6 protein-coding genes are annotated in these 9,427 nt (G+C 72.7%); 5 read left to right on the forward strand and 1 reads right to left on the reverse strand.

The window, feature by feature from the left end; genetic code table 11:
* Positions 1-129: 129 nt before the first annotated feature.
* The gene (locus ABD317_RS28905; RefSeq protein ID WP_425582460.1) at positions 130-2,727 is read right to left on the reverse strand and encodes a PA14 domain-containing protein; all 2,598 of its coding nucleotides are present in this window, start codon (positions 2,725-2,727) and stop codon (positions 130-132) included.
* Positions 2,728-2,933: 206 nt separating this feature from the next.
* On the opposite strand from ABD317_RS28905, the gene ABD317_RS28910 reads away from it, so the two are divergent.
* The 5 genes from ABD317_RS28910 (at position 2,934) to ABD317_RS28930 (ending at position 9,067) form a co-directional block, all read left to right on the forward strand.
* On the forward strand, positions 2,934-3,965 hold the full coding sequence (locus ABD317_RS28910; protein WP_027757330.1) for a substrate-binding domain-containing protein: 1,032 nt from the start codon (positions 2,934-2,936) through the stop codon (positions 3,963-3,965).
* A 241-nt stretch (positions 3,966-4,206) separates the two neighbouring features.
* Complete coding sequence (locus tag ABD317_RS28915) at positions 4,207-5,295, forward strand: ABC transporter substrate-binding protein (RefSeq protein WP_344293498.1); 1,089 nt, start codon at positions 4,207-4,209, stop codon at positions 5,293-5,295.
* 5 nt (positions 5,296-5,300) lie between these two features.
* A complete protein-coding gene (locus tag ABD317_RS28920) occupies positions 5,301-6,962 on the forward strand; it encodes a sugar ABC transporter ATP-binding protein (protein ID WP_344293500.1) in 1,662 nt (553 codons plus the stop codon).
* Positions 6,955-7,920, forward strand: coding sequence for an ABC transporter permease (locus ABD317_RS28925; protein WP_344293502.1), 966 nt, complete (start codon positions 6,955-6,957; stop codon positions 7,918-7,920). The genes ABD317_RS28920 and ABD317_RS28925 overlap by 8 nt, the downstream gene beginning before the upstream one ends.
* Before the next feature lie 118 nt (positions 7,921-8,038).
* A complete protein-coding gene (locus ABD317_RS28930) occupies positions 8,039-9,067 on the forward strand; it encodes an ABC transporter permease (RefSeq protein WP_344293504.1) in 1,029 nt (342 codons plus the stop codon).
* The last annotated feature ends 360 nt before the right edge of the window (positions 9,068-9,427 follow it).

Here is a 9,427-nt window from a genome sequence, read left to right on the forward strand (position 1 = left end):
GAGCGGTGGAGGCATGTCGGGTCCCAGGGGTCCGTGCGGGCAGGGTGCCTGGTGCTCGGGGCCCGCCCCCGGTTCCGGGCGCGGCGGGTGCCGCGGCCCGGGGGAGGGGGTCCGGGGGCGGGCGGTGGGTCAGGAGGCGTCGCAGGTGAGGGTGCCGTCGGCGGCTCCCTCGACGAGCGCCTCATGGGCGGCCCGGATGCGTTCCACATCGGGCTTGACGATCTTCCGGTCGTACGTGAGCAGCCCGTTCAGCTCGCCCTCCACATCCGTGATCTGGGTGTAGACGGCGCCGCTGCTGCCGTTGCACGCGGCGAACCGCTCGATCTCGGCCAGCTTGATCAGGTACTCCTCGGTGTACGCCGCGCGGTCCACGCCGACGTAGCTGTGTCGCACGGGCCAGGCGTGGCCCGGGATGCCCAGGCCGAGGCCGCCGTACTCGCCGCTGACCAGCGCACGGGTGCCGTCGGGCGCGGGCAGCTGCGCGCTCGGGTAGCCGTGCGCGTCGGAGATGTCGCCGTTGCCGCCGTCGACCGCGCCGCAGCAGTTGTGGCCGCTCATGTTGTTGACCAGCCGGGTCGGGTCCAGCTCCTTGGCGTAGTCCGCGATACGGGCCTGGTCGTACTGGCCCCAGCCCTCGTTGAAGGTCACCCACATGACCACCGAGGGGTGGCTGTCGTGCTGCTCGACCATCTCCTTCAGCTCGTGTTCGAACTGCACGCGGGCGCTGTCCGAGGGCGTCTTGGTGTTCATCGAGGGCATGTCCTGCCACACCAGCAGCCCCAGCCGGTCGGCGTGGTAGAACCACCGGTCCGGCTCGACCTTGATGTGCTTGCGCACGGAGTTGAAGCCCATCTCCTTGTGCATGTCCAGGTCGTACTTCAGCGCCTCGTCGGTGGGCGCGGTGTGGATGCCCTCGGGCCAGAAGCCCTGGTCGAGGGTGGCCATGGAGAACACCGGCGCGCCGTTGAGCATCATGCGCCGCTGCCCGTCCACGGTCTCGACGCCCACGGTGCGCATGCCGAAGTAGCCGCGCACCCGGTCGGCGGAGTGCCCGCGGCCGACCTTCACCTTCAGGTCGTACAGGTGCGGGTCGTCCGGGGACCACAGCCGCGGGTCCGGCACCGGCACGGTCAGCGCCTCGCCGGTCCGGCCGGTGGCGGTGCCGACCGGGCGGCGGCCGTCGTACGCGGTGGCGGTCACCGGCAGCCCGTCGCGCACGCCGCGCACCTCGACCACGGCCTGCTCGCCGGCCACGTCCGCGGTGATGTCCAGGTCCTCGACGTGCTGCCGGGGCACCGGCTCCATCCACACCGACTGCCAGATGCCGGAGGAGGAGGTGTACCAGATGCCGCTGGGCGACAGCCGCTGCTTGCCCATCGGCGGGTTCTCGCCGTCGGCGGAGTCGGTCGGGTCGTACACCCCGACGACCAGCTCCTGCCTGCCCCACGGCCTGAGCGCCTCGGTGACGTCGGCGCTGAACCGGTCGTAGCCGCCCTTGTGGGAGGCGACCTTCCGGCCGTTGAGCCAGACGTCGGCCTTCCAGTCGACCGCGTCGAAGTTCAGCTGCAGCCGCTCGCCCCACTTACCGACGCGCCAGTCGCGCGGCACGGTGAAGGTGCGCTTGTACCACATGCGCTCCTCGTGCCGCTGGACGCCGGACAGCTCGGACTCGACCGGGTAGGGCACCACGATCTTCTCGTCCAGCCGGCGGTCGAAGGGCGGGCGCTCGCCCTCCTCGGCGCCGGCGAACTGCCAGGTGCCGTTCAGGCTCCGCCAGTCCTTGCGGGTGAGCTGGGGGCGCGGGTACTCGGGGAGGGGCCGGTCGGGGTCGACCTCGTCGGCCCACTCGGTGCGCAGCTGGTACTCGGAGCCGTTGCGGCCCGAGGTCCAGAACTCGCCGACGTCCGTGCCGTCCGCGCCGGTCAGGCCGCCCTGTCCGTCGTAGCGGACGTCGGCGGAGCCGCCCTGGCCGACGACGGGCTCGTCGAGCGGGACGACCAGCCGGGAAGGGTCGCCGGGGTCGAGCGCGGCCGCGGAGCGCGGCCACTCGGCGCCGCCGATGACGGTCTGGAGGTGCTCGTCGAAGGCCGCCGGGGGAGCGGCGAGCGGCTGGGCGAAGTCCAGGGTCAGCGTGCGGCCGTCGGGCTGCACGGCGACCTCGGTCGGGCCGTTGTAGTCGAAGCCCTCGGGGAGCGAGAAAGCGGACTGCGGGACGGCCTCCTTCCCGCCGCCGGGCGGGGTCCAGCGCAGGTGGAAGTTGGAGCCGCCGTAGTTCTCGAAGTACTCCACCTTCAGGTCGTAGGTGCGGCCCGCCTCCAGGGTCACGGGCTGCGAGGTCTGCTCGTTGTCCCAGTCGTCCACCCAGTGGTCGATGACGACGTCGCCGTCGACCCAGAGGCGGAAGCCGTTGTCGGCGCTGACGTGGAAGGTGTGCGCGCCGCCGGCCTCGGGGGTGATCCCGCCGGTCCAGCGCACGCTGACGCTGTCGGCCTGGCCGGTACGGGCCGTGATGCGCGGCTCCAGGTTGTCGAAGTCGAGCGACGGGTCGTAGGCGGTGGCCTTCAACTCGTGGAAGTCGAACACGCCGGGGGCGCTGTGGGTGTAGTACTCGCCTTTGAGGCCGTGGACCTCGGCGGCCTCGCCGGTGTCGGCGGCTGCCTGGCGGTCGGGACCGGTGGCCGGAAAGCCCGGACCGGCCGGGACCAGCGCCAGGGCGAGGGCCGCCAGAACGGGCGTCGGCCAGCGGAGTAGTCGCCGTCGTACGCGTCTGAGGGAGGAGTGCACGGATACCTCCGGAAGTCGGAGAATGCGGGTGCTGGGTCTGCCCTTTGCCCCCGGCCGTCTTGTATAACGTTGGAAACAAGGGCAGTTGGCATGACAGCACGCCTCCTGCGTTGTGTCCAGTGCATGACCAAACGGCGTAGGAGGACGCGGTGAGAGTCAGCCTGAAGGACGTGGCCGAGCGGGCGGGCGTGTCGGTGAAGACCGTCTCGAACGTGGTCAACAACTATCCGCACGTCACGCCGGCGATGCGGGCGCGGGTGCAGCAGGCCATCGACGAACTCGGCTACCGCCCCAACCTGACCGCCCGCCACCTGCGCAAAGGCCGGACGGGCATCATCGCGCTGGCGGTGCCCGAGCTGGGCAACCCCTACTTCGCCGAGCTGGCCGGGCACGTCATCGACGAGGCCGCGCGGCACGACTTCACCGTGCTGCTCGACCACACCCAGGGCCGGCGCGAGCTGGAGCTGCTGGTCTGCCAGGGCTTCCGGGCCCGGGTGATGGACGGGCTGATCCTCAGCCCGCTGGAGCTGGAGACCGAGGACCTGCGCGGTCGGGCCGAGGAGACCCCGCTGGTGCTGCTCGGCGAGCGGCGCTACGACCTGCCGTACGACCACATCGCGATCGACAACATCGCCGCCGCCCGGCAGGCGGTCGGCCATCTGCTGGACCTCGGCCGGCGCCGGATCGCGTTCCTCGGCGCCCGCGAGGACCGCGCGCAGCAACCCGCCCACCTGCGCCTTCTCGGCTGGCGGGCGGAGCTTGCGGACCGCGGTGTGCCGGTGGACGAGGCGCTGGTCGGGTACAGCGAGGGCTGGGAGCGGGCGGACGGCGCGGCGGCCATGGCGCGGCTGCTGGACTCCGGGCAGCGGCCGGACGCGGTCTTCGCGTACAACGACCTGATCGCGATCGGCGCGATGCGGGTGATGTCCGAACGGGGCCTGCGGGTGCCGGAGGACGTCGCGGTCGTCGGCTTCGACGACGTCACCGAGAGCCGGTACGGGGCCGTCACGCTGACCACCATCGCGCCCGACAAGCGGGCCATCGCCCGGCTCGCGGTGGAGTCGGTGGTCAAGCGCCTCGACGCCGTCCACGGCGACGGCGGCGTCCCCGAGTCGCAGGAGATGCACCCCGCGTTCTCGCTGGTGGAGCGGGAGAGCACGCGCGGTCGCGGGGGCCGCTGACCGCTTCGCGGCGCCCGCCCGGGACGGCCCCCGGGCGGACGCCGCGGCCTGCCCCGGCGCCGCGCTGAGGGGGCGTCAACTCCCGTGCGCACCAAGGGCCGTGGCGATCTCCACCGGACAAATCCGTGCTGCGGGAGGTGTTTACAGCCTCCTTCCAACGATGTAAAACATCCCGTGATTCCTCCGGTCCCGCGCAGCGGTCCGGCCCCTCGTACTCCACCGCCCGAATCGGGGTATCACCATGAAGCCGCACGCCCGTACCGCCGCCAGAACCCTGCTCGCCGTCGCGCTCAGCGCGAGCCTCGCGCTCGCGGCCGGCTGCGCCAAGTCCGAGGACGACGACGAGGGGAGCACCGGCGCCGCCGGCTCCGAGCAGGCCGAGGGCAGCGAGCAGCAGGTCACCGGAGGCTCAGGCCCCACCTGCACGATCGCCGACTACGGCGGCGAGAAGATCGACCTCGCCGACGCCACGGTCGGCTTCTCGCAGTCCGAGAAGGAGGCCAACCCCTTCCGCATCGCCGAGACCGCCTCCATCAAGGACGAGGCCGGCAAGCGCGGCGTCGAGCTGCTCACCGCCAACGCCCAGTCGCAGTTCTCCAAGCAGATCAGCGACGTGCAGGCGCTCATCTCCAAGGGCGCCGACCTGCTGGTCATCGCCCCGCTGAACTCCGACGGCTGGGACCCGGTGCTGAAGTCCGCCGCGGACAAGAAGATCCCGATCGTCACCATCGACCGGAAGATCAACGCCGAGCCGTGCAAGGACTACGTGAGCTTCATCGGCTCCGACTTCACGGAGCAGGGCAAGCGGGCCGCCGACAAGATGGTCGAGGCCACCGGCGGCAAGGGCGAGATCGCCATCCTGCTGGGCGCGCCCGGCAACAACGTCACCACCGAGCGCACGAAGGGCTTCAAGGACCGCATCGCCGAGAAGGCCCCGGAGATGGAGATCGTCTTCGAGCAGACCGGCGAGTTCGTCCGCGAGAAGGGCCAGCAGGTCACCGAGCAGCTCATCCAGTCCAACCCCGACATCACCGGGATCTACGCCGAGAACGACGAGATGGGCCTCGGCGCCGTCACCGCCCTCAAGGGCGCGGGCAAGGAGCCCGGCGCGGTCAAGATCGTCACCATCGACGGCACCCGCAACGCCGTCCAGGGCATCGTCGACGGCTCGATCGACGCCGTGATCGAGTCCAACCCGCGCTTCGGCCCGCTGGCGTTCGAGACCCTCGACGCCTTCACCAAGGGCGAGGAGGTCGGTCAGGACCTCGTGATCGAGGACAGCGAGTACACCGGGCACGAGGCCGAGGCGGACCTCGGCAAGGCGTACTGACGCCGATGGCCGCAGCGAACGAACCGGCCGGGCGGCCCGCGCCGGACGGGCCCGCCCCGCCCGCCGGCCCGGCCGGCGCGGCGGAGCGCCCCGCCGGCCCCGGAGTCCTCGCGGTACGCGACCTGACCAAGCGTTTCCCCGGCGTCCTCGCCCTGGACGGCGTCGACTTCACCGCCCGCGCCGGCGAGGTGCACGCCCTCGTCGGCGAGAACGGCGCCGGGAAGTCCACCCTCATCAAGGTCCTCACCGGCGTCTACCGGCCCGACGAGGGCGAGCTGACCTACCGCGGCGAGCCGGCGTCCTTCGCCACCCCGCTCGCCGCCCAGCAGGCCGGCATCTCGACCATCTACCAGGAGGTCAACCTCATCCCGGTGATGAGCGTGGCCCGCAACCTCCTGCTCGGCCGCGAGCCGCGCCGCCGCGGCGGCCTCATCGACTTCGGCCGGATGCACCGCGAGGCCGCGCGCATGCTCCTCGACTACGGCGTCCGCGTCGACGTCCGCCGCCCGCTCGCCGAACTCGGCGTCGGCGCCCAGCAGATGGTCGCCCTCGCCCGCGCCGTCTCCGCGGCCGGCCGGACCGACGTCGTCGTCATGGACGAGCCCACCTCCTCCCTCGAACCCCGCGAGGTCGACACCCTCTTCGGCGTCATCGACCGGCTGCGCGCCGACGGCGTCGCCGTCGTCTACGTCAGCCACCGCCTCGACGAGCTGTACGCGGTCTGCGACGCCGTCACCGTGCTCCGCGACGGCCGCGTCGTGCACACCGGCCCGCTCGCCGGCCTCGACCGGCTCCGGCTGGTCTCCCTCATGCTCGGCCGGGAGATGGGCGAGGTGAGCGCCGAGGGTACGACCAAGTTCTCCGGCGGCCACCACGAGGGCCGGGCCGGCGCGGAACCGGTGCTGCGCGCCGCGGGCCTGACACGCCGGCACGAGCTGCACGACGTCTCCCTCGACGTACGCCCCGGCGAGGTCGTCGGCCTCGGCGGGCTCCTCGGCTCCGGCCGCACCGAGACCGCCAAGGCCATCGCCGGCGCCCTGCCGCTGGGCGCCGGCCGCGTCACCGTCGCGGGCGTACCCGTACGCACCGGGTCCACGCCGGCCGCGATCCGCGCCGGCGTCAGCCTGCTGCCGGAGGACCGCAAGTCGGAGGGCATCGTGCCGGGGCTGTCGGTCCGCGAGAACATCGCGCTGGCCGCGCTGCCGCGCATGTCCCGCTACGGGCTGGTCTCCGAGGCCCGGATCGACGCCGTCGTCGACACCTTCGTCAGCAGGCTGCGTATCAAGGCCGCCAGCACCCACCAGAAGGTCGGCGAACTGTCCGGCGGCAACCAGCAGAAGGTCCTGCTGGCCCGCTGGCTCGCCATGCAGCCCAAGGTGCTGCTGCTGGACGAGCCGACCCGCGGCATCGACGTCGGTGCCAAGGCCGAGGTGCAGAAGCTCGTCGACGAACTCGCCGAGGACGGCCTCGGCGTGCTGCTGATCTCCTCCGACGTGGAGGAGCTGATCGAGGGGTCCGACCGCGTCGTGGTGCTCCGGGACGGCGCCGTGGTCGGCGAGCTGACCGGCGACGACGTCACCGAGGACCGGCTCATGGAGGCCATCGCGGCCGCCGCCGGGCCGGGCGCCGGAGCGGCCGGGCCCGGAAAGGAGGGCGGCCGTGGCTGACCTCACGCTGCGCCGCGCGCTGCCCGCCGACCGCGAGCGGGTGCTGCGCTGGCTGCAGGAGTACGGCGTCTACCTCGGCGTCGCCCTCCTGCTGCTCGTCAACATCGCCTTCACGCCGAACTTCCTGTCCGCCGAGAACTTCCGCACCCAGGCCGTCCAGGTCGCCCCCGTCGTCATCGTCGCGCTCGGCATGGCGCTGGCCATCGGCAGCGAGGGCGTCGACCTGTCGGTCGGCTCGGTCATGGCCCTGTCCACCTCGCTGCTCGCGCTCTACATGGGGTACGGGCCGTGGGTCGCGCTGATCGTCGCCGTCGTGGGCGGCGCCGCGGTCGGCCTGGTCAACGGCTCGCTCATCGCGTTCATCGGGGTCCAGCCCATCGTCGCCACCCTCGCGCTGATGGTCGGCGCCCGGGGCCTGGCGCTGGTGCTGCTGCCGCAGCTGGAGGACATCCGGGACCCGGGCATGGCCACCCTCGGCTCCGGCGAGTTCGCCGGCGTGCCGTACGTGGTGCTGATCGCGGCGGCGCTCGCGGTCGTCGTCGGCTTCGTCGTCCGCCGCACCACCTTCGGCCGGCAGCTGCTCGCCATCGGCGACAGCCGCCCCGCGGCCCGGCTCGCGGGGCTGCCGGTGCGCCGGGTGCTGATCGTGGTGTACGTCGCCTCCGGCGTGCTCGCCGCGGTCGCCGGCTTCCTGGCCACCGCCCGGCTCTCGGCCAGCGACCCCACCTCGCTGGGCAACCTGATGGAGCTGTCGGCCATCACCGCCGTGGTGGTCGGCGGCACGCCGCTGACCGGCGGCCGGGTCCGCATCGGCGGCACGGTGGCCGGCGCGGTGCTGATCCAGCTGCTGACGGCCACCCTGATCAAGCACGACCTGGAACCGTCGTGGACGCAGATCGCCCAGGCCGTGGTGATCATCCTCGCCGTCTACGCCGCACGGGAGAGGGGGAAGCGGTGAGGCCTCGGCAGGATGGGCCCGCGGTCCGCAACCGGGCCGGTGCGGTGACGCCGCACGACGGGCGGACCGCGGTCGGCCGCTGCGGCGAGCAGTCCGCCGCACGGGAGAGGGGGAAGCGGTGACCGTCGTGAAAGACGAGACCGCCACCGGCCGGCACGTCGCGTACGACGCCGGCGAGCCGGCCGGCGACGGCCGCGGCGACCGGCTGAGCGCGCTCGCGCAGCAGCACGGCGCGCTGGTCGCGCTGATCGCGATCGCTGCCGTCGCCTCGCTGTCTTTCGACTCCTTCGCCACCACCGGCAACGTCGAGAACATGGCGGTCTCCTCCGCCTTCCTCGCCATCGTCGCCCTGGGCATGACCTTCGTCATCGTCACCGGCGGCATCGACCTGTCCGTCGGCTCGGTCTTCGTGCTCGGCGGCGTGCTCGCCGCCTGGGGCTCGCGCCACGGCACCGTGGTGGCGCTGCTGCTGCCGCTGGCCGTCTGCGGGCTCATCGGCCTGGTCAACGGGCTGCTCGTGGCCCGGCTGCGGCTCGCGCCGTTCATCGTCACGCTCGCCGCCATGCTCGGCGCCCGCGGCCTGATGCTGGCCCTCACCGACGAGGGCGCCAACACCTACCTCGTGGCCGAGGGCTCGTTCTTCGCCGACCTCGGCCAGGGCAAGCTGCTCGGCATCGGCGCACCCGTGTGGATCACCGCCGCGCTCTTCGTCGCCGGCGGTGTCGTGCTGCGCCGCACCCGCTTCGGCCAGCACGTCTACGCCGTCGGCGGCAACGAGGACGCCGCCGCGCTGATGGGCGCGCCCGTGGCCCGTACCAAGACGCTGGTCTACACCCTCAACGGGCTGCTCGCCGGCTTCGCCGGCGCGCTGAACGCCGCGTGGCTCGACTCCGGCGTGACCATCCTCGGCTACGGGATGGAGCTGGAGGCCATCGCCGCCGTCGTCATCGGCGGCACGCTGCTCTCCGGCGGCATGGGCTTCGTCGGCGGCTCGCTGGTCGGCGTGCTGCTGCTGAAGGTGATCCAGAACGTCATCAACCAGATCGGCTCGCTCGACTCCGCCTACCAGCAGGTCGTCAGCGGCGGCTTCCTGGTGCTGGTCGTCGTCGCGCTGACCTGGCTCGCCCGGCGCCGCCGGGTCCCCTGACCGGCCGCCGGGCGACCGGGCGGGTTGGCCCGGCGGCCGTACGGGGGGCGGTCGCGGCAGCGAGCCGCGGGCGGGCGGCGACACCGGTCTGGACCAGTGCCGCCGCGCTGCTCCGCGGCAGGCGGGCTGACGTGCAACTTTCTGGCCGCTGGAAGGGATTGACGGCTGCCTCGGCCAGTCGGTACCCCTGATACGCACCGCACGCGCCTATCCTCGTCCTTCATCCAGCTGAGGAGCACCGTTGCCTGCCACCCCCGCCACCCGCACGCGGGTGAACCTGCGAAGACGACCCTGGGCGACGCCCGCCGTGGCCGCCGCGCTGCTGCTTCCGCTGACCTCGGCGGCCCTCCCGGCGGCCGG

It is taken from the genome of Streptomyces synnematoformans, assembly GCF_039531005.1.
GTDB lineage: Bacteria > Actinomycetota > Actinomycetes > Streptomycetales > Streptomycetaceae > Streptomyces > Streptomyces synnematoformans.